Genomic DNA, 18840 nt, shown 5'->3' with positions numbered 1-18840 from the left:
TGCGGGGCTGGAAACGGCCCCGCTTGGAGTTTCACGCACCCGTGGGTCGGTCCGGCGCGTTCGGACGATCCTGTCGGCTCCCGAAATGGGGGTAGAGGAGGGGGCGCGATCCAACCCGCAACGATATGCGAGAGGACCTGCGCATGAGCAAGCGCGTTTCGGCCAAGCACAAACTTGACCGTCGTATGGGCGAAAACATCTGGGGCCGCCCGAAGAGCCCCATCAACAAGCGTGAATACGGCCCCGGCCAGCACGGCCAGCGCCGCAAGGGCAAGGTTTCCGACTTCGGCGTGCAACTGCGCGCCAAGCAGAAGCTGAAGGGCTATTACGGCTCGATCGGTGAGAAGCAGTTCTATGCGGTGTATGTCGAGGCCTCGCGCCTCAAGGGCGACACCGGCGCCAACCTGATCGGCCTGCTCGAGCGTCGCCTCGACGCGGTGATCTACCGCGCAAAGTTCGTCCCGACCGTGTTCGCCGCCCGCCAGTTCGTGAGCCACGGCCACATCAAGGTGAACGGCCGCCGCGTCAACATCCCGTCCTACCTCGTGAAGGTCGGCGATGTGATCGAGGTCAAGGAAGCCTCCCGCCAGCTCGTTCTGGTGCTGGAAGCCGTTGCCTCCGGCGAGCGCGACACCCCGGACTATCTCGAAGTCGACCACTCCAAGATGACGACCAAGTTCGTCCGCATCCCGGAGCTCAACGAGGTGCCCTATCCGGTCGTGATGGAGCCCAACCTCGTCGTCGAATTCTATTCGCGCTGATCTCTCACCGGATCGTGAGAAACGAAAAGCCGCCCGGTTGGGCGGCTTTTTTGTTGGGCGGGGCGGCGGGGGAGTTGCTCAGTGCGGCGCGCGGCGCAGCAACAGGGCGAGGTGCAGAAGATGGGCGCCAACAAAGGACAGCGCCGCGACCATTAGCGCCCATGAGGCATCGGCGTTGCCGCGCAGCAGCACCGCCAGCCCGGCAAGAGTCACCGCCGCGAGCAGAGGTGTGAGCGCCAGTGCCAGGGGGCGCGGCGCCGACCAGTTGACCGTGCCCGACAGCGACCACTGCATCGGCAGCCGCGCGTGATCGCGCAGTCGGCCATTGGCGAACAGTGACATGCCGGCGAGAATGGCGAGGCAGGTCAGGACTATTAGTACGTCGATGCTCAAAGTGCAGAACTTCCCAAGGTTCCGAACAGGCTAGCGGCGGCCCGGCACCGCGGCAACAAAAAGCCGCCCCGAAGGGCGGCTTTGCAGAAGCGTCCAGCCGGCCGTGAGCCTCAGGCGGTCGCCTTGCCCATGACGACGACGCCCTTTTCTTCCAGCAGGGTCTGCAACTCGCCGGACTGGTACATCTCGCGGACGATGTCGCAACCGCCGACGAACTCGCCCTTGACGAAGACCTGCGGGATGGTGGGCCAGGAGGTGTATTCCTTGATGCCGGTGCGCATCTCGTCGGAATCGAGCACGTTGATGCCCTTGTAGTCGACGCCGAGCAGGGCGAAGACCTGCGCCACCTGGCCGGAGAAGCCGCACATGGGGAATTGCGGCGTGCCCTTCATGAACACGACGACGTCGTTGCTCTTCACCTGGCTGTCGATGAAATCCTGAATGCTCATGGCGTGCCTTTCGCCCTTGCGGGCCTCGCGAGAGGTGTCGTGGCGGCTGCGGTCAGACGAGCCGGCCGCCTTCAGTCGGGTACATTGGTCTGAAGCGCGAGGGCGTGCAACACGCCGCCCATCTGGCCCTTCAGCGTCGCATAGACCATCTGATGCTGCTGCACGCGGCTTTTGCCGCGGAAGCTTTCGTCAATGACCGTCGCGGCATAGTGATTGCCGTCGCCGGCGAGATCGCGAATTTCGACCGAGGCGCCCGGCAGGCCTTCCTTGATCAGCCGCTCGATTTCGGCCGCTTCCATTGCCATCCGTCAGGCTCCCCTCACATCAAGCCCGCGCCCATATAGATGGGCAGCCAGGCCTCGTGCCGCTCGCGCAGCGCGTCCACTACAATTGGGCGCTCGCCCGCGATATGCAATCGGTCGCCGCCGGTGCTGCCGAGCTTGGCGACGCTTACCCCGGCCAGCTCCGCCCGGCGCAGCACCAGCGCCTTGGCGCTGCTCTCCACGGTGACGATGTAGCGGGCCTGATCCTCGCCGAACCAGAAGGCGAAGGGGTTCATGTCCGGCGGCGGGGCGGCGAGATTGGCACCGATGCCCGATGCCAGCGCCATTTCCGTCAGCGCCACCAGCAGCCCGCCATCGGAGACGTCGTGCACGGCGGTGACGAGGCCGTCAGCGATCAGCCCGCGGACGAGATCGCCGGTCTTGCGCTCCAGCGCCAGGTCGACGGGGGGCGGGGCGCCCTCCTCGCGATCAAGGATTTCCGAGAGGAAGGCGGACTGGCCGAGCCAGCCCGTGGTGACGCCGAGGACGAGGATGGTCTCGCCGCTCGCCTTGAAGTCGAGCGTCGCCATCTTCTCGATGTCGTCGAGCACGCCGACTCCGCCAATGGTCGGGGTGGGCAGGATGCCGCGCCCATTGGTCTCATTGTAGAGGCTGACATTGCCGGAGACGACGGGGAAGTCGAGTTCCAGCGCCGCCGCCGCGATGCCGCGCAGGCAGCCGACGAGCTGGCCCATGATCTCGGGCTTCTCGGGGTTGCCGAAATTGAGGTTGTCGGTCAGCGCCAGCGGCCGGGCGCCGACGGCGGTGATGTTGCGCCAGGCTTCCGCCACCGCCTGCTTGCCGCCCTCGAACGGGTCGGCCTCGCAATAGCGCGGGGTGACGTCGCAGCTCATGGCGAGGCCCTTGGGGCCGTCTTCCACCCGCACCACGGCCGCGTCGCCACCCGGGCGCTGCACGGTGTTGTTGAGGATCAGGTGGTCATACTGCTCCCAGATCCAGCGCTTGGAGGCGAAGTCGGGCGAGCCGATCAGCCGTTCCAGCGCGCCGGGAATGGTGGCGGTGATGTCGAGCGAGGCGGGGTCGATGCGCTGCTGCTTGGGCGTTTCCACCCAGGGCCGGTCATAGAGCGGGGCCTCGTCGCCCAGTTCCTTGATCGGCAGGTCGGCCTTGATCTCGCCCTTGTGCCGGACGACGAAGCGCAGCGTGTCGGTGGTGTAGCCGACAATGGCGAAGTCGAGGCCCCATTTGAGGAAGATGGCTTCCGCCTGCTCTTCCTTGCCGGGGGCGATGACCATGAGCATGCGCTCCTGGCTTTCGGACAGCATCATCTCATAGGCGCTCATGCCGGTTTCGCGGCAGGGCAGCTTGTCGAGGTCGAGCTCGATGCCAAGGTCCCCCTTGGCGCCCATCTCCACCGCCGAACAGGTGAGGCCGGCGGCGCCCATGTCCTGAATGGCGACGACGCAACCCGCCTCCATGATCTCAAGGCAGGCCTCCAGCAGCAGCTTCTCGGCGAAGGGATCGCCAACCTGCACGGTGGGGCGCTTTTCCTCCGCGCCCTCGCCGAATTCGGCCGAGGCCATGGTGGCGCCATGGATGCCGTCGCGGCCGGTCTTGGAGCCGAGATAGACCACGGGCAGGCCGACGCCGGTCGCCTTGGCGTAGAAGATCTTGTCGGCGTCGGCGAGGCCGACCGCCATGGCGTTGACCAGGTTGTTGCCGTCATAGCGCGTGTGGAAGCCGACCAGGCCGCCCACGGTGGGCACGCCGAACGAATTGCCGTAGCCGGCAATGCCGGCAACCACGCCACCCACGAGGTGGCGGGTGCGCGGGTGCTTGGGGTCGCCGAAGCGCAGCGCGTTCAGCGCCGCGATCGGGCGGGCGCCCATGGTGAACACGTCGCGCAGGATGCCGCCGACACCCGTACCGGCGCCCTGATAGGGCTCGATATAGGAGGGGTGGTTGTGGCTCTCCATCTTGAACACGGCGGCCTTGCCGTCGCCGATGTCGATGACGCCGGCATTCTCGCCCGGGCCCTGGATCACCCACGGCGCCTTTGTCGGCAGCCCGCGCAGGTGCAGGCGCGAGGACTTGTACGAGCAGTGCTCGTTCCACATCGCCGAGAAGATGCCGAGCTCGGTGAAGGTCGGCTCGCGGCCGATCAGCGTCAGGATGCGCTCATACTCGTCGGGCTTGAGGCCATGCTCGGCGACGAGTTCGGGAGTGATTTTCGGTTCGGAGGGGTTCATGCGAAGGCCGTCATTCCGTTACGCGGTCGGGCAGGGCGGGCGAGGGCGGGGTCACGCCTTCTCCAGCGCGCCGACGAGGCTCTCGAACAAAGCGCGCCCGTCGGTCGGGCCGACCAGCGGGTCCACATGGTTTTCGGGGTGCGGCATCAGGCCGAGCACGTTCAGCTTCTCGGAGACGATGCCGGCGATGGAGTTGGCGGCGCCGTTCAGCACCTGCGCGTCGTCGCGGTGCCCGTCGGGCATGACATAACGGAACAGCACGCGCCCCTCATCCTCCAGCCGCTTCAGCGTCTGCGCATCGGCGGTGTAGTTGCCCTCGCCATGGGCGACGGGGTAGCGCACGATGGCGCCCCGTGCGTAGCGGCGGGTGAACGGGGTGTCGTTGCGCTCGACCTTGAGCAGCGCCTCGCGGCAGATGAAGCGCAGGCGGGCGTTGCGCACCAGCACGCCGGGCAGAAGCCCGCTCTCGCACAGGATCTGGAAGCCGTTGCAGATGCCGAGCACGAGGCCGCCGCGCGCGGCATGGGCCCGCACCGCGTCCATGATGGGCGCGCGGGCGGCGATGGCACCGCAGCGTAGGTAGTCGCCATAGGAAAAGCCGCCCGGCAGGACGACGAGGTCGGTGCCCTGGGGAAGCGCGCTGTCGGCGTGCCAGACCATGGCCGGCTTGACGCCCGAGACCATGTGGAGCGCGCGCGCGACATCGCCCTCGCGGTTGGAGCCGGGAAAGACGAGGACGGCGGATTTCATGGCGTCAGTCCACGAGCTCGATGCGGTAGGTTTCGATCACCGTATTGGCGAGCAGCTTCTCGCAGGCGTCCTTGAGCGTCGCCTCGGCCTTGGCCGGATCGCTGGTGTCCAGCTCGACATCGAAGACCTTGCCCTGGCGGACACTGGAGACGCCGGGAACGCCGAGCGAGCGCAGGGCGCCCTCAATGGCCTTGCCCTGCGGATCGAGCACGGCGGATTTCAGGGTGACGAGGACGCGCGCCTTCATGGAATCACTCTCGGGGAGGTTCGTGCGACAGAAGCATCGAAAAAACAGAAACGGGGGCTTTGAGGCCCCCGCCTACCATTTGGCCGCGAACGGCTCAATGCTGGAATACGGAATGGCTGACCCGAGGGCAGCGCATCGCGCATCCCGGCACGTCACTCGTCGGGCTCGGACTTCACCAGAACCGGGCCGCCCGTCTGGACGCGCTCGTTCTCGGACATGATGCCGAGGCGACGGGCGACTTCCGAATAGGCTTCGACCAACCCGCCCATGTCGCGGCGGAAACGGTCCTTGTCGAGCTTGTCGTTCGACTTGATGTCCCACAGCCGGCACGAATCCGGGCTGATCTCGTCGGCGACGACGATGCGCATCATGTCGTTTTCCCACAGGCGGCCGCATTCCATCTTGAAGTCCACAAGACGGATGCCGACGCCAAGGAAGAGGCCGGAGAGGAAATCGTTGACGCGGATCGCCAGGGCGATGATGTCGTCGATTTCCTGGGTGGTGGCCCAGCCGAACGCCGTGATGTGCTCTTCCGACACCAGCGGGTCGTTGAGCTCGTCGTTCTTGTAATAGAACTCGATGATCGAGCGCGGGAGCTGGGTGCCCTCCTCGATGCCGAGACGGGTCGACAGCGAGCCGGCGGCGACATTGCGCACGACGACTTCCAGCGGGATGATCTCGACCTCGCGGATGAGCTGCTCGCGCATGTTCAGCCGCTTGATGAAATGCGTGGGGACACCGATCTCGTTCAGTCTGAGGAAGACATATTCCGAGATGCGGTTGTTCAGCACGCCCTTGCCGTCGATGACATCGTGCTTCTTGTTGTTGAAGGCGGTGGCATCATCCTTGAAATGCTGAATCAGGGTGCCAGGCTCAGGACCTTCATACAGGACCTTCGCCTTACCTTCGTAAATGCGGCGGCGGCGGCTCATGGGTGGGTACCGTCGGTTGAGGAAGTCCATTAGGATGCCGGGGCTCCGGTTCCGGGTTCACGGCTGGGGGCGCCGCACGTCTGCGCGAACTCTCGGCGCTCTGACGATTCGTCTCGCATTGGTGCTGACACCCACGGGCGGACACTAGCCCATCGGGGGGGCGGATACAAACGCCGCCGCGCGTCGTCTCGTCCCTGCAGGATCGGGCGCGACACCGTCCACCGCAAAGGCGCGCTTGAGAACGTCACATTGCCGTGGGGGCAGGTGCGCGGCATTCGGCGGCGTTGATTTGGGGGCGGGGTCGCGATAATCAAGCCGACGCTTTCATCGAGAAACGGGGCGATCACATGAGCACGTTCGACGACCGCGGAGACGCGTTCGAGTCCAAGTACGCCCACGACCAGACCCTGCGCTTCAAGGCGATGGCGCGACGCAACAAGGCCCTCGGCCTGTGGGCGGCCGAGAAGCTCGGCCTGACGGGCGAAGAGGCGAGCGCCTATGCCGGCTCCGTCGTGGCGGCCGACCTGGAAGAGGCCGGCGACGAGGATGTCTATCGCAAGGTGAAGGCGGACTTCGACGCCAAGGGCATCGACGTTTCCGAGCACCGCCTCCGCCGCACCATGGAAGAGCTCCTGTCCGAGGCGATCGAGACCCTGCAGAAGAACGGCTGACGCGGCGCGCTCGCCTTTCCGCGAGCCGTGAACGACGCGAGCGCTGGCCGGCGAGCCCCGCCAGCGCTGATTTCCAAAGCTGCTTTCCAGCCCGCTGCGGCGCGACGCAAGGCCCCGCGCCGCTCGCCCGCTTTCAGCGGCCCGGTGAGGTGCGCTGGCGCGGACATGGGCCGCATCCGATCCCGTGACGACCCTGCGCTCCCGCTCTGATTTTGGGGGGTGGGTCGGTGATGCAACCAATTCCGCCCGATTCGATTGTTATCGAGGCGACGTGGTTCGATCGGGTCCGCCGGAAAAGGCACCAGCGGCGCTCCCGCAGGGAGGTTCACATGCAAAAATTCATCAAGACGCTGACGCTGGCCGCCAGTCTCCTTGTCGGCGGGGCGGTGTTCAGTGCCGCGTCGGCGGCCGTGGTGACGCGCGATCTCAACGTGCGCAGCGGCCCCGGGACAAATTACCGTGTCATCGGCACTCTGCCGGGCGGCACACGGGTGGAGGTCGGCGGCTGTCGCGGCAATTGGTGCCAGGTGGCCGGCGGCTGGGCGAGCGCCAGCTATCTCGCCGGCGGCAGCCAGACCGTGATGGTCAATCCCAGTTATGTCGCGGACGATGTCGCCCTCGGTGTCGGCGCCTTCGCGCTGGGTGCCGTTGCGGGCTCGGCCTGGGGGCCGGGCTGGGGCGGTGGCTATTACGGACCCGGCCCCGGCTGGGGGTATGGCCCGGGCTGGCGCCCGCGTCCGATCTGGTGGGGCGGTCGTCCGGGCTGGGGCCCGCGTCCCGGCTGGGGACCGCGTCCGGGCTGGGGCCCGCGCCCGGGATGGGGACCGCGCCCGGGATGGGGTCCGCGTCCGGGTTGGGGTCCGCGCCCCGGTCGTCCGGGTCGTCCGGGCTGGGGCGGTCGTCCCGGCATGGGGCCGCGCCCGGTCTTCGTTCGCGGTGGCGGCTTCAGCGGCGGCCCGCGCGGCTTCGGCGGGCGCGGCTTTGGCGGTCGCGGCGGCTGGCGCTGACAGCACGCGGATATCAGAATCGGAAGAGGCCGGGGGAAACCCCGGCCTCTTTGCGTTGTGAGATGCGTGGCGTCGCGGCGTGATCAGCTGCGGCCGAAGACCCGCTGGAAGATCGTATCGACATGCTTGAGGTGGTAGCCGAGGTCGAACTTCTCGGCGATTTCCTCTTCCGACAGATACTCTCGCACGTCCGGGTCGGCGGTGAGCAGGGTCTGGAAGTCACCCTCGCCGCGCCACACCGGCATGGCGTTGCGCTGGACGAGGCGATAGGAATCCTCGCGGCTGGCGCCCTTCTGGGTCAGGGCCAGCAACACGCGCTGGGAATGGACCAGCCCGCCGAGGCGGTCGAGGTTCTTCTGCATGGTCTCGGGATACACCAGCAGCTTTTCCACGACACCGGCGAGCCGGTTGAGGGCGAAGTCCAGCGTCACCGTCGCATCCGGGCCGATCATCCGCTCGACCGAGGAGTGCGAGATGTCCCGCTCGTGCCAAAGCGCGACATTCTCCAGCGCCGGCGTGACCATGCCGCGCACGAGACGGGCGAGGCCGGTGATGTTCTCGGTCAGCACCGGGTTGCGCTTGTGCGGCATCGCCGAAGACCCCTTCTGGCCGGCGGAGAAGAACTCCTCCGCTTCCAGAACCTCGGTGCGCTGCAAATGGCGGATTTCGGTGGCGACCCGCTCCATGGAGGAGGCGACGACGCCGAGCGCGGCGAAATAGGCGGCGTGCCGGTCACGCGGGATCACCTGCGTCGACACCGGCTCGACCTTCAGCCCCATCTTCGCGGCGACGTGTTCCTCAACGCGCGGGTCGATCTGCGCGAAGGTGCCGACGGCGCCGGAGATGGCGCAGGTCGCCACTTCCTCGCGCGCAGCGACAAGGCGGGCGCGGTTGCGCTGGAACTCCGCATGGGCCTGCGCGAGCTTGAGCCCGAACGTGGTCGGCTCGGCATGGATGCCATGCGAGCGGCCGATGGTGGGGGTGAGCTTGTGCTCGAAGGCGCGGGCCTCCAGAGCGGCCAGCAGCCGGTCGACATCCTTGATGAGGATGTCGGCGGCGCGCACCAACTGAACCGAGAGGCAGGTGTCGAGCACGTCGGAGGAGGTCATGCCCTGATGGACGAAGCGTGCCTCGGGGCCGACGATCTCGGCGAGGTGCGTGAGGAAGGCGATCACATCGTGCTTGGTGACGGCCTCGATCTCGTCGATGCGGTCGACATCGAAGGTGGCGTCCTTCGCCATCTCCCAGATCTTCGCGGCGGCTTCCTTCGGCACCACGCCTAGCTCGGCCAGCGCATCGGTGGCGTGCGCCTCGATCTCGAACCAGATGCGGAAGCGGGTCTGCGGCTCCCAGATGGCAGCCATTTCGGGGCGGGTATAGCGCGGGATCACGGGCGGGCTCTTTCGTCGTGGGCCGGGGTCAAGCGCGGCATTAGCAGGGCACCGGACCGCACGCAACCAAACGAGGTCATCTGTGCATGTGCAACCTTGTGGTGTAGTATGCCTCCCATCAACCATTGGGGGGTGATATGGGCTTCGACATCAAGGCGCACAGGCTCCGGCAGGATGGCAAAGAGACACGCTTTGTCCGCACGCCCAATCAGGGCGGAAAGGTTCAGCCGCTCTATCTGATCATGCACTACACGGCGGGTGTCTCTGCGGAGGGGGCCATCAGCTGGCTCAGCCGCGCCGAAGCGAAGGCCTCGGCCCATCTCGTCATCGACCGCGACGGAACGGTCACCCAGATGGTGACGTTTGATCGGGTTGCCTGGCACGCGGGGAAGTCACGGTGGCAGGATCTGGAGGGCATGAACAGCTATTCGATTGGAATTGAGCTGGTCAATGCGGGCAAGTTGAAGAGGGTTGCCGGCAAGTGGGTGAGCTGGTCGGGCACGGTGATCGCCGAGGCCGACGTGATGGAGGCCACCCATAAGGACGAGACGGCCCCGGCCGGATGGCACACCTATCCTCAGGTGCAGATTGAGACAGCGATCGACGTCGCGGTGGCACTGAATGCAAGCTACCGGTTTCTCGACGTGCTCGGGCATGAAGATGTGTCGCCCAAGCGGAAGGTCGATTCCGGCCCGGCCTTTCCGATGCGGAGCTTCGAATCCCGCGTCATCGGCCGCGCCTGAGCCCTAAACCAGTTCGCCGCGCTCGCGCAGCGCGGCGCTGCGGATGGCGTCGATGTTGCCGGCATAGGCGTCAGCGCCGCCCTTGAACACGGCGGAGCCGGCGACCAGAGCGTTGGCGCCGGCCCTGATGCACGCCGCCGCCGTGTCCTTCGTCACCCCGCCGTCGATCTCGATATGGATTGGCCGCTCGCCGATCATCGCGGCAAGCTGCGCCACCTTGTCCATGACCGAGGGAATGAACGCCTGCCCGCCGAAGCCGGGATTGACCGTCATTACGATGATCACGTCGACGAGGTCGAGCACATGCTCCACGGCGCTCGCCGGGGTGGCGGGGTTGAGCGCGACGCCCGCTTTCTTGCCCAGCGCGCGGATCGCCTGCAGCGAACGGTGCAGATGCGGGCCCGCCTCGGCATGGACGGTGATGTGGTCGGCCCCCGCCTTGGCGAAGGCTTCGAGATAGGGGTCCGCCGGCGCGATCATCAGATGCACGTCGAAGGGTTTTGCCGAGTAGGGGCGGACCGCCTTCACCACGTCAGGCCCGAAGGAGATGTTGGGCACGAAATGCCCGTCCATCACGTCGATATGGATCCAGTCCGCGCCGGCGGCATCGACCGCGCGCACTTCCTCGCCGAAACGCGCGAAATCGCAGGCGAGGATGGAGGGGGAGAGGATCAGCGGGCGGGTGGTCATGGCGCGGGGCTCCGGCTGTTTGCCGGGGCGTAGCATCATGGAGCCGGGGCGGCAATGCCGTCCCGGCCCCGCTTGGGCTCACAGGCCGCAAGAGGCCGAGAGCGTTCCGGCCGGAACCGTGGCCCCGCCGATGGCGAAGACCTGCCCGCCGGTCTGGATCAGCTCCGTGCCGGACCACGCCCCCGCATCCGCGCTGCACGGGGCGGCGACGTTCGTCGTCGCGATATCGCCGGTGATGTCCTGGATCGGGCCCGAGACATAGACGGCGGAACTGCCGCTGGCGACCACCTCGACGTCCGTGAAGCTGACACCCGTCACCGGCCCGCCGGCGAAACCATAGGCGTCGCCATAGAAGTAGACGCCGTAGCTGCCGGGATTGACGATGGTGACATTGGAGAAGCTGATATCGCTCGACGGGTTGAGAAAGATTCCGGCGCGGTACGTGTCTTCGATGAAGGCGTTGGACACGGTGATGTCGGTGGTCTCGCCCGGCAGGTTGAAGGACGAGGCGAACATCAGCCCGTTGATGCCGCCCTTCAGGTTGAGGTTGTCGAGCGTGGCGTGCGAGGTCTTCTGCAGCACGATCAGGTCCATCGAACGCTCAAGGGCGGAATTGTCGATGGCGATGGAGCGCAGCGCGGCGCCGTCCACGCCGACAAGCAGGATGCCTTCGCGGCGGCTGTTGACGATGGAAAGGTTGTCCACGGTCAGGTTGCCGCTCTGCCCGGTGACGACGTTCTCCCAGTCAATCTCCTCATACTGGCTGCCGACGAACAGGCCATAGGTGACGTTTTCCATCGAGACGTCGCGGATCGTCAGGTCCTCCACCGCCAGCGCCGCGATGCCGGCATTGCGCACCTCATTGGGGTTGAAGATCGACCATTCGCATTCCGTGTTGTTCTCGCAGAAGGCGAGATCGTGGATGCGGGTGGCGCTGATGGTGGCGCCGGCGACGTTCTCCAGCGAAATGCCGTGCTCGTCGGTGCCGCCGATGTCGAGATCGCGCATGACGATGCCGGAGACGCCTTCCGCCACCACGCCGGAACGGCCGCCGCGAATGGAGAGCGAGGCCACCGCGCTGCGGTCGCCATCGAGCGAGACAACGTCGTCGAGCGGGTCGATGCCGTTCAGCGTCGCCGCCGGCAGGGCGTTGCGGAGCACTGCCGTACCGCCGCTCATCGCGCCGCGCACGGCCAGCGCGCCGCCACCACCGAGCAGGAACTGGCCGGTGCCCAGCGAGACGGCGGCTTCGAGGTCGATGGTGCCGGAGGCGAGTACCAGCGCGCCGTCACCCGCCGTTGCCAGTTTGGCGCCGATGGTGCCGTCGTCGTCAGCCGCGCCGATGGCGACGACCTTGCCGGCGACGGCGCCGGTCTCGGTGTAGACCGCCGCTTCCGCCGCGCCGGTGGCGCCGACATGAGTGCGGACCGCGTCGGAACGCTCGACCCGGCGGTAGAGCGGATCATAGGGCGCCTGTGCCGACGTATCGCCGAGCGGCACGCGCAGGCGGGCGAGGAAGACGCCCTGCGTGTCGTACTGCTCGTCATGGGTCAGTCCGGCGATGAGCGTCAGCCGCGAGCCATTGCCGAAGGCGGGAAGCCCGGCGCGCGAGACCTCGATCCGGGCGGCGACGCCCGGCACGTCCTCGACGCCCTCGCCGGTGTACCAGTAGCCGCCGGCGAAGAGCTTGATCTGGGTGAGATCGTCCGGGGTGAGGAAGGGCAGGCGGTAGCCGATCTCGCCGTCGAAACCCTGCAGCGCGGTTTCCTCGCCGGCGCGGAACACCAGCCGCCCGGCTTCGACCAGCGCGGCATTGGCGCTGGCCAGCGCGGCCTCGATGTCGCCCACCGGGAGATAGCCATTGGCGCGCAGTTCCCAATCCTGGCTCAGCGCTTCCACGCCGAGGCCGAACTGGGTGAAGCCATTGTCGTACTGGCTGTTGAGATAGTCGAAATAGCCGTTGAACCCGTACACCCAGCCATTCTCGTGCCGGAAGCGGTAGCCAAGGCCGACCGAGCCCTGCTCGATCTCCTGCTCGCTGCCGAAGCTGGCGCGGGCATCGAGGAACAGCAGGCGGTTATCATCGCCCAGCATGGGAAGGAACAGGTCGAAGCTGCCGAAGGCCTCGTCTCCAACGCTGCCGAGCGTCGCTTCCACCGAGGCGGGGGAGATGCCCCGCGGGTCGGCCATCGCCGGCAGACTCACCGTGGCCGCGAAGATCACGGGAAGTACGGCGCGTCTCATGTGCACTCTCCTGGAAAATGTGTCGGAGAATTTCCAGACCCCGAACCGGCCGTCCGATAGCACCGTTCTGCGTCGCAATGAACGACGAATGACTCTAAGGTATTGAAAATAAATGTATCTTTTAATTGTTCGTACTCTAATGAAGGCTCCCGATGTCGTGCCTCCCGCAGCGCCGATGCGTTGCGGGGCAAACGGACGACGCGGTGCGAAACTCACTTATTGCCGGCCGGCCGGAAAAGGCGTCCCATTACCGCAGCGAATCCGCTGCGCGCGAGGCGGCGCCGGAGGCGTTGTTCCGAGGAGGGAAGTGTCATGATGAAAAAGAGCATGCTCGCCGCGCTGGCGGTGCTGTCGACCGCCGGCCTGTTCGGCATGGTTCAGGAGGCCAGCGCCTGGCGTGCCGCCGGCTGCGGCGGACGCGGTTGCGGCGTTGCGTGGGGCGGCGGGTGGCGCGGCCCCGGCCATTATTACGGCCCCGGCCGCTATTACGGCCCGGTGCCGCGCGGTGGCGGCGTGGTCGTGGTCAATCCTCGCCCCTACTGGCCGCCCGGCGGCGCTGTTGCGGCTGGCGCCGCGATCGGCTTTCTCACCGGGGTCGCCGCCGCCAATCTCGCCGGCCCGCCGCCGCAGCCGAATTATTGCTGGTTCTACACCAACCCGCAGCGCACCCAGGGCTTCTGGGAACCCTGCCCCTGATAGTTGCGCCAACGAAAAAAGGGCGGCCGGAACGCACCGGCCGCCCCAAGGGGAGGGTACCCATCCGGGATTGACCGGCCGGGCTCGTTCGCGAGGGCGGGCAACCGGCCCGCTCACTCCTATCGACGCCACGGCGTCGATTTCAGCGCGCAGCTTTACGTCGCGCGTCGCGCCGGCCGGCGCGTCATCCGGCCGGCTTCAGGCGGATCACTTCATCCAGGCGTCGACCGTGGCCTTGTTCGCGGCGACCCAGGCCTTGGCGGTGGCGGCCGGATCAGCGCCGGGCTTGTTGTTCTCGACCATCACCTTCTGTTCGTCGTCGAGCGACAGGCTGAAATTGTCGAGGATCTTGTAGGCCTCAGGCGCCTCTTCCTTCAGCTTGGTGGAGACGATGGTGTTGACCGTCTCCTCGCCGCCGAACACGTTCTTGGGGTCGGCGAGGTACTTCAGGTCCCACTCGGCGAACATCCAGTGCGGCGTCCAGGTGGTGATGACGATCGGCTCCTTCTTGGTGTAGGCGTCCTTGAGCGCGGCGACCATGGTGGCGTCCGAGCCTTCGACCAGCTTCACCTTCAGGTCGTATTCCTTGATCGCGTTCTCCGACGCCTTCATCAGGCCGGCGCCGGGGTCGATGCCGATGACCTTGCCGCCGAACTTGGCCGGGTCCTTGTTGATGTCCTCGATCGAGGCAATGTCGACATAGGTCGGCACGGCCCAGCCGATCTTGGCGCCGGAAAGGTTGGGGCCGAGGTTGACGACCTTGTCCTTAAGCTTGGCGTTGTAGGCCTCATGCGTGGCCGGCAGCCAGCCGGCCACCATCGCATCGGCCTCGCCGGTCGCCACGGCCTGCCACATGGCGGCGCCGGAGAGCGGCACGAGCTTGACCTTGTAGCCGGCCTCTTCCAGCACCGTCTTGACGATATTGGTGGCGACCACGGTGTCGGACCACTCGACATAGGCGAGGGTGAGGTCCTTCTTTTCCGCCTGCGCGGCGCCGGCGGCGAGGCCGAGCGCGGTGGCGGCGACGGCTGCCGTCTTCAGGAATTTCGCGAGAATTGCCATTGCGTTTTCTCCACTCCGTGGGTTGTGAGGTCGGAAGTCCCGATCCGCTTCCGTTGGCGAAGGGTTCAGCCCTGCTGGTGATCGCGTCGCATGTGGCGGGCGATGTGCTGGGTGATGCGGTCCAGGATGACGGCGAGCACAACGATGGCGATACCGGCCTGGAAGCCCTGTCCCGCCTCCAGCCGCTGGATCGCCCGCCACACCTCGCCGCCAAGGCCCCCGGCGCCGATCATCGCGGCGATGACCACCATGGACAGTGCCAGCATGATGGTCTGGTTGACGCCGGCCATGATGGTGGGGATGGCGAGGGGCAACTGGATCTTGAATAGCTTCTGCCAGCGGCTGGAGCCGAAGGCGTCCGCCGCTTCCACCAGTTCCGGCGGGGTCTGCATGATGCCGAGCGCCGTGAGGCGGATGGTCGGCGGCATGGCGAAGACAATGGTGGCAAAGCAGGCCGAGACCGCCCCCAGCCCAAAGAACGGGATGGCGGGGATGAGATAGACGAAGCTCGGCATGGTCTGCATCATGTCGAGCGCCGGCCCGACAATGCGCCAGAACCGCTTGCTGAGCGCCGCCGAGATGCCGATCGGAATGCCGATGGCGAGCGCGAACATGGTCGAAACCAGCACCAGCACCAGCGATTGCAGCGTCGCCCGCCACAGTTCCAGGTTCCACAGGAAGGCGAAGCCGACCACCGTGCCGATGGCGATGCGGATATTGGTGAGGCGCCAGACCAGCAGCCCGCAGGCGATGATGACCAGCCAGGGCGGCAGGCCGACGAGAAAGTCGGTCGTCGTCTCGATAGCGGTGCCGACCACAGCGCTCATCGCGCGGGTGACGCCGGAAAAATGCTCCGTCGCCCAGTCGAGCGCGATGTCGCACCATTCGGCGAGGGGAATGCGCGGGACCTCGAATGCCATGATTCCCTCCCGTCAGTGCGCGGTCTCGACCCGTCGCCGCGCGAGGGCAGCGATGAGGTCGGCATTGGCGATGACGCCGAAAAGCTCGCCATCCGGGCCGGTCACAGCGATCTCGCCGCGGCCGGAGGCGAGACGGGCGACCGCTTCGTTGAGCGTGGCGGTTCCGGGCACGAAGGCGGTGCGGTCGCTAAGCAGCAGCCGAAGCTCGGTAGCGCCCGCGCCCTTAAGCGTGTCGGCGTCGACCGTGCCCTGGAAGCGGCCCAGCTCGCAGACCACCGTCATGACAGGCTCGCCGGACTGGGTGAGCATCTCCAGCGCCTCGGCGGCGCTGCTCTGCCACGGCCGGACCGCCACGGGCGGGCGCATGGCGTCGCCGGCGGTGACCACGCCGAGCACGTCGATGTGCTCCACGAAGCGACGCACATACTCGTCCGCCGGGTTGGCGAGGAAATCGGCTGCGGTGCCCTGCTGGACCACGCGGCCGTCCTTCATCAGCACAATCCGCCCGCCGAGCGCGATGGCTTCGTCGAGGTCATGGCTGACGAAGACGATGGTCTTCTTCAGCCGTTTCTGCAGGGCGACGAGTTCCTGCTGCATGTCGCGGCGGATCAGCGGGTCGAGCGCGCTGAACGCCTCGTCCATCAGCAGCACGTCCGGGTCCAGCGCCAGCGCGCGGGCGAGGCCGGCACGCTGCTGCATGCCGCCGGAGAGCTGCGAGGGAAAATGCTGGTCCCAGCCCTTGAGCCCCACCGTCTCGATGGCCGCCAGCGCCTTGTCGCGCCGTGCCGCCGCCGGCACGCCCTGCACCTCAAGCCCATATTCGACATTGCGCTGGATGGAGCGGTGGGGGAACAGCGCAAATTGCTGGAACACCATGCCGAAGCGGGTGCGGCGCAGTTCCATCAGGTCGCGCTCGCCCAGCGCGGTGACGTCGATGTCGTCGATGTGGACGGAACCGGTGGTCGGCTCGACCAGCCGGTTGATGCAGCGCAGGCAGGTCGACTTGCCGGAGCCCGAAAGACCCATGACCACGAGGATTTCGCCCTCGGCGACATCGAAGGTCACATCGTGGAGGCCGATGACGGCGCCGGTGGCCTTCTGCACCTCGTCGCGATTTTTCCCGGCCTGAAGTAGCGGAAGGGCCGTCTCTTGCTCATCGCCAAAAATCTTGGTGAGGCCGCGAACCCGGATGCGTGGCTGCTTTTCGCTCATGCGCTCCCCTCATTATTGAGGTGAGTGTCAGACGCATAGCTGCCATGCAGATTGGACAGATGCGACAAGCGGGGCTGCAAATACGACAGCAAAGTGGCAGGCGCGGCGAGCGAAGACGACGGCGACGAAGCGGGGAAGGCGATAGTCAGCGATCTTTTCCTCTGTCTGACCCGGAGGCGGGCATCAGTTGGGGATCAGGGGCGATGGCCCCAGCGGTCACGCCAGGCGGGAAGCGTTCCCGGCTGCGGAAGGGCGACCGCCTCGTAAACAGCCCGGGCACAGGCGCGGGCGAGGGTTCGAACCACTGTATCGCCGATCAACGCGAGATCGAAAATCGGATCGGCGAGGGGTTTCCTGCTCGTGGCCGCGGCGAAGATCGTGTCGCCATCGAGCGGTGAATGGACCGGCCAGATGGCGTGTGCATACCCATCATGGGCCATCACCGCAAGCCTTTTGCACTGTGCCTTTGTGAGAACGGCGTCGGTGGCGACGATGGCGATGGTGGTATTTGCCCCCGGCGGCAGGCCCTTCAGCGCCGGGCGCACGGGCAGCGGCGGCAGCGGATGGGGCAGCCCGAGGCTGCCGAATTCGCCGTCCTGCTCGAAAGGAGCCGCCCAGAAATGCGGCCCGCCGGGGAAGTTGGTAGCGCCGCAGGCGTTGACCGCCACAAGGGCGCCCACGGTGTGGCCGGTGGGCGACATCATCGAGGCGGAACCGAGGCCGCCCTTGAGGTCCACCGTCGTCGCCCCAGTGCCTGCGCCCACCGTACCCAGCGGAAAATCGAGACCGGCGGCATTGGCGGCGGCGTAGCCGAGATCGCGATAGGGCGAAAACCGGCCCCAGTTCTTGTCGCCGCCATTGATGAGGTCGAACAGCACCGCGCCGGGCACGATCGGCACCCGGGCGTCGCCGACGGGAAAGCCGATGCCCCGCTCGGCGAGCGCCGCCGCCACCCCGCCGGCGGCATCGAGCCCGAAGGCGGAGCCGCCGGACAGGGTGAGGGCATGAATCGCGCCCACCGTCTCGTCGGGGGCGAGGAGGTCCGTCTCGCGCGTGCCCGGCCCGCCGCCGCGCACATCGACCGAGGCAACACTCGGCTCGTCGAACAGCACGACGGTGACGCCGGAAGCGAGGGCGAGGTCGGTGACATTTCCGACGGTAAGTCCGGCGACATCGGTGATCAGGTTACGCATATGATCCTCGTTCACGGTGCTTCACATCACGGCGCATCACATCACGGGTAGAGGCCAAGCCGCCGCATTGCGCAAGCCCGCATGGCGGTGCATTGGGAGGCTTCGGACAAGGCTAGGGTTGCTCATTTCATGGCTGACGTCACTCTTCCGGCCGCTTTTCTGGCCGGCATCGCCAGCTTCGCCTCTCCCTGCGTGCTGCCGCTTGTGCCGCCCTATCTGTGCTATCTCGCCGGTACCAGCCTCGACCAGATCACCCACAAGGCGCCGACCGATGCGGCGGCGCGGCGCACGCTGGGCGCGGCGGCGCTGTTCGTGGCGGGCTTCTCCACGGTGTTCGTGGCACTGGGGGCGGGGGCCTCGGTAGCGGGGGCGTATCTGCGGATGTACTCGCAGGAACTCGCCATGGTGGCGGGCGTCGCCATCCTGCTGATGGGCCTGCATTTCCTCGGCATTCTGCGCTTCGGCTGGCTGACCCGCACCAAGCGGGTGCATGTCGATGCGCCCACCACCTTCCTCGGCGCCTATGTGATGGGCCTCGCCTTCGCCTTCGGCTGGACGCCCTGCATCGGGCCGGTGCTGGCGGCGATCCTCGCCGTGGCGGCGAGCGAGCAGACGCTGACCCATGGCGCGGGGCTGCTGGCGGTGTATTCCGCCGGGCTCGGCGTTCCCTTCCTCGCCGTTGCGGCGATGGCACGCCCGGCGCTCGGCGTGCTCGGCCGTGCCAAGCGCTATCTGCCGATCATCGAGAAGGTGATGGGCGCGCTGTTGGTGCTGACCGGCATCGGCTTTCTCTCCGGCTGGATGGCGCAGATGAGCTACTGGCTGCTGGAAACCTTCCCCGCGCTCTCGGCCTTCGGCTGAACCGCCCGCGGCCACCGCGCAGCCAAAATAAAACCCGCCGGATCGCTCCGGCGGGTGTCGTCACAGGCGCGGTGGAAACCGGCGC

Annotated in this window: 20 protein-coding genes; 6 read left to right on the top strand and 14 right to left on the bottom strand. The window is 66.9% G+C overall.

What is annotated here, in order from left to right; genetic code table 11:
• The first annotated feature begins 143 nt into the window (after positions 1–143).
• Positions 144–761, top strand: coding sequence for a 30S ribosomal protein S4 (gene rpsD, locus EV667_RS13300; protein WP_131835804.1), 618 nt, complete (start codon positions 144–146; stop codon positions 759–761).
• A gap of 78 nt (positions 762–839) precedes the next feature.
• Here the strand turns inward: rpsD and EV667_RS13295 are convergent, their stop codons facing one another.
• The 7 genes from EV667_RS13295 to purC all read right to left on the bottom strand — a co-directional run bounded on the left by EV667_RS13295 (position 840) and on the right by purC (position 6095).
• Entirely contained in the window at positions 840–1154 is a 315-nt protein-coding gene (locus EV667_RS13295; RefSeq protein ID WP_245516138.1) for a hypothetical protein, read from the bottom strand.
• Between the two features lie 110 nt (positions 1155–1264).
• Positions 1265–1603, bottom strand: a complete 339-nt coding sequence (gene grxD / locus EV667_RS13290) for a Grx4 family monothiol glutaredoxin (protein WP_131835803.1) — start codon at positions 1601–1603, stop codon at positions 1265–1267.
• Between the two features lie 71 nt (positions 1604–1674).
• Positions 1675–1908, bottom strand: a complete 234-nt coding sequence (locus EV667_RS13285) for a BolA family protein (RefSeq protein WP_131835802.1) — start codon at positions 1906–1908, stop codon at positions 1675–1677.
• Positions 1909–1922: 14 nt separating this feature from the next.
• On the bottom strand, positions 1923–4136 hold the full coding sequence (gene purL / locus EV667_RS13280) for a phosphoribosylformylglycinamidine synthase subunit PurL (protein ID WP_131835801.1): 2214 nt from the start codon (positions 4134–4136) through the stop codon (positions 1923–1925).
• 51 nt (positions 4137–4187) lie between these two features.
• Positions 4188–4886 (bottom strand): phosphoribosylformylglycinamidine synthase subunit PurQ, encoded by a 699-nt coding sequence (gene purQ / locus EV667_RS13275; RefSeq protein ID WP_131835800.1) that lies wholly within the window; start codon positions 4884–4886, stop codon positions 4188–4190.
• 4 nt (positions 4887–4890) lie between these two features.
• Positions 4891–5133, bottom strand: coding sequence for a phosphoribosylformylglycinamidine synthase subunit PurS (purS, locus tag EV667_RS13270; protein ID WP_131835799.1), 243 nt, complete (start codon positions 5131–5133; stop codon positions 4891–4893).
• 152 nt (positions 5134–5285) lie between these two features.
• Positions 5286–6095 carry a phosphoribosylaminoimidazolesuccinocarboxamide synthase gene (gene purC / locus EV667_RS13265; RefSeq protein WP_131835798.1) on the bottom strand — a complete coding sequence of 270 codons (810 nt, stop codon included), beginning with the start codon at positions 6093–6095 and terminating at the stop codon, positions 5286–5288.
• A gap of 317 nt (positions 6096–6412) precedes the next feature.
• Between purC and EV667_RS13260 the strand changes: the two genes are divergently transcribed.
• Together EV667_RS13260 and EV667_RS13255 are read left to right on the top strand one after the other, a co-directional pair.
• Positions 6413–6736 (top strand): DUF1476 domain-containing protein, encoded by a 324-nt coding sequence (locus EV667_RS13260; RefSeq protein WP_131835797.1) that lies wholly within the window; start codon positions 6413–6415, stop codon positions 6734–6736.
• A gap of 329 nt (positions 6737–7065) precedes the next feature.
• Entirely contained in the window at positions 7066–7743 is a 678-nt protein-coding gene (locus tag EV667_RS13255; RefSeq protein ID WP_131835796.1) for an SH3 domain-containing protein, read from the top strand.
• 83 nt (positions 7744–7826) lie between these two features.
• Here EV667_RS13255 and purB read toward each other — a convergent pair whose 3' ends face one another.
• The gene (gene purB / locus EV667_RS13250; RefSeq protein WP_131835795.1) at positions 7827–9134 is read right to left on the bottom strand and encodes an adenylosuccinate lyase; all 1308 of its coding nucleotides are present in this window, start codon (positions 9132–9134) and stop codon (positions 7827–7829) included.
• A gap of 137 nt (positions 9135–9271) precedes the next feature.
• On the opposite strand from purB, the gene EV667_RS13245 reads away from it, so the two are divergent.
• A complete protein-coding gene (locus EV667_RS13245) occupies positions 9272–9877 on the top strand; it encodes an N-acetylmuramoyl-L-alanine amidase (protein WP_131835794.1) in 606 nt (201 codons plus the stop codon).
• A 3-nt stretch (positions 9878–9880) separates the two neighbouring features.
• Here the strand turns inward: EV667_RS13245 and rpe are convergent, their stop codons facing one another.
• A complete protein-coding gene (gene rpe, locus EV667_RS13240; RefSeq protein WP_131835793.1) occupies positions 9881–10567 on the bottom strand; it encodes a ribulose-phosphate 3-epimerase in 687 nt (228 codons plus the stop codon).
• Positions 10568–10645: 78 nt separating this feature from the next.
• Positions 10646–12811, bottom strand: coding sequence for an inverse autotransporter beta domain-containing protein (locus tag EV667_RS13235; protein ID WP_131835792.1), 2166 nt, complete (start codon positions 12809–12811; stop codon positions 10646–10648).
• Between the two features lie 312 nt (positions 12812–13123).
• On the opposite strand from EV667_RS13235, the gene EV667_RS13230 reads away from it, so the two are divergent.
• Positions 13124–13507 (top strand): hypothetical protein, encoded by a 384-nt coding sequence (locus EV667_RS13230; protein ID WP_131835791.1) that lies wholly within the window; start codon positions 13124–13126, stop codon positions 13505–13507.
• 207 nt (positions 13508–13714) lie between these two features.
• Here the strand turns inward: EV667_RS13230 and EV667_RS13225 are convergent, their stop codons facing one another.
• The 4 genes from EV667_RS13225 to EV667_RS13210 all read right to left on the bottom strand — a co-directional run bounded on the left by EV667_RS13225 (position 13715) and on the right by EV667_RS13210 (position 17894).
• Positions 13715–14569 carry a glycine betaine ABC transporter substrate-binding protein gene (locus EV667_RS13225; protein WP_131835790.1) on the bottom strand — a complete coding sequence of 285 codons (855 nt, stop codon included), beginning with the start codon at positions 14567–14569 and terminating at the stop codon, positions 13715–13717.
• Between the two features lie 65 nt (positions 14570–14634).
• Positions 14635–15489: an ABC transporter permease gene (locus tag EV667_RS13220; RefSeq protein ID WP_131835789.1), complete on the bottom strand. Its 855-nt coding sequence runs from the start codon at positions 15487–15489 to the stop codon at positions 14635–14637.
• Positions 15490–15501: 12 nt separating this feature from the next.
• Positions 15502–16701: a quaternary amine ABC transporter ATP-binding protein gene (locus EV667_RS13215; RefSeq protein ID WP_131835788.1), complete on the bottom strand. Its 1200-nt coding sequence runs from the start codon at positions 16699–16701 to the stop codon at positions 15502–15504.
• Between the two features lie 194 nt (positions 16702–16895).
• Complete coding sequence (locus EV667_RS13210; protein WP_131835787.1) at positions 16896–17894, bottom strand: P1 family peptidase; 999 nt, start codon at positions 17892–17894, stop codon at positions 16896–16898.
• A 129-nt stretch (positions 17895–18023) separates the two neighbouring features.
• Here EV667_RS13210 and EV667_RS13205 point away from each other — a divergent pair, with 129 nt between their 5' ends.
• Positions 18024–18755, top strand: a complete 732-nt coding sequence (locus tag EV667_RS13205) for a cytochrome c biogenesis CcdA family protein (RefSeq protein WP_131835786.1) — start codon at positions 18024–18026, stop codon at positions 18753–18755.
• The last annotated feature ends 85 nt before the right edge of the window (positions 18756–18840 follow it).

Source organism: Ancylobacter aquaticus, assembly GCF_004339465.1.
Classification (GTDB): domain Bacteria; phylum Pseudomonadota; class Alphaproteobacteria; order Rhizobiales; family Xanthobacteraceae; genus Ancylobacter; species Ancylobacter aquaticus.
This window is presented reverse-complemented; position numbering and strand designations above follow the sequence as displayed.

Excerpts from the sequence above, each read along its gene's own strand:
- EV667_RS13210 (WP_131835787.1), bottom strand. The coding sequence starts at position 17,894 with ATGCGTAACCTGATCACCGATGTCGCCGGACTTACCGTCGGAAATGTC.
- EV667_RS13285 (WP_131835802.1), bottom strand. The coding sequence starts at position 1,908 with ATGGCAATGGAAGCGGCCGAAATCGAGCGGCTGATCAAGGAAGGCCTG.
- EV667_RS13225 (WP_131835790.1), bottom strand. The coding sequence starts at position 14,569 with ATGGCAATTCTCGCGAAATTCCTGAAGACGGCAGCCGTCGCCGCCACC.
- purQ (WP_131835800.1), bottom strand. The coding sequence starts at position 4,886 with ATGAAATCCGCCGTCCTCGTCTTTCCCGGCTCCAACCGCGAGGGCGAT.
- EV667_RS13255 (WP_131835796.1), top strand. The coding sequence starts at position 7,066 with ATGCAAAAATTCATCAAGACGCTGACGCTGGCCGCCAGTCTCCTTGTC.
- EV667_RS13245 (WP_131835794.1), top strand. The coding sequence starts at position 9,272 with ATGGGCTTCGACATCAAGGCGCACAGGCTCCGGCAGGATGGCAAAGAG.
- rpsD (WP_131835804.1), top strand. The coding sequence starts at position 144 with ATGAGCAAGCGCGTTTCGGCCAAGCACAAACTTGACCGTCGTATGGGC.
- rpe (WP_131835793.1), bottom strand. The coding sequence starts at position 10,567 with ATGACCACCCGCCCGCTGATCCTCTCCCCCTCCATCCTCGCCTGCGAT.
- grxD (WP_131835803.1), bottom strand. The coding sequence starts at position 1,603 with ATGAGCATTCAGGATTTCATCGACAGCCAGGTGAAGAGCAACGACGTC.
- EV667_RS13230 (WP_131835791.1), top strand. The coding sequence starts at position 13,124 with ATGATGAAAAAGAGCATGCTCGCCGCGCTGGCGGTGCTGTCGACCGCC.
- EV667_RS13215 (WP_131835788.1), bottom strand. The coding sequence starts at position 16,701 with ATGAGCGAAAAGCAGCCACGCATCCGGGTTCGCGGCCTCACCAAGATT.
- purS (WP_131835799.1), bottom strand. The coding sequence starts at position 5,133 with ATGAAGGCGCGCGTCCTCGTCACCCTGAAATCCGCCGTGCTCGATCCG.
- EV667_RS13205 (WP_131835786.1), top strand. The coding sequence starts at position 18,024 with ATGGCTGACGTCACTCTTCCGGCCGCTTTTCTGGCCGGCATCGCCAGC.
- purC (WP_131835798.1), bottom strand. The coding sequence starts at position 6,095 with ATGGACTTCCTCAACCGACGGTACCCACCCATGAGCCGCCGCCGCCGC.
- EV667_RS13235 (WP_131835792.1), bottom strand. The coding sequence starts at position 12,811 with ATGAGACGCGCCGTACTTCCCGTGATCTTCGCGGCCACGGTGAGTCTG.
- EV667_RS13220 (WP_131835789.1), bottom strand. The coding sequence starts at position 15,489 with ATGGCATTCGAGGTCCCGCGCATTCCCCTCGCCGAATGGTGCGACATC.
- EV667_RS13260 (WP_131835797.1), top strand. The coding sequence starts at position 6,413 with ATGAGCACGTTCGACGACCGCGGAGACGCGTTCGAGTCCAAGTACGCC.
- purL (WP_131835801.1), bottom strand. The coding sequence starts at position 4,136 with ATGAACCCCTCCGAACCGAAAATCACTCCCGAACTCGTCGCCGAGCAT.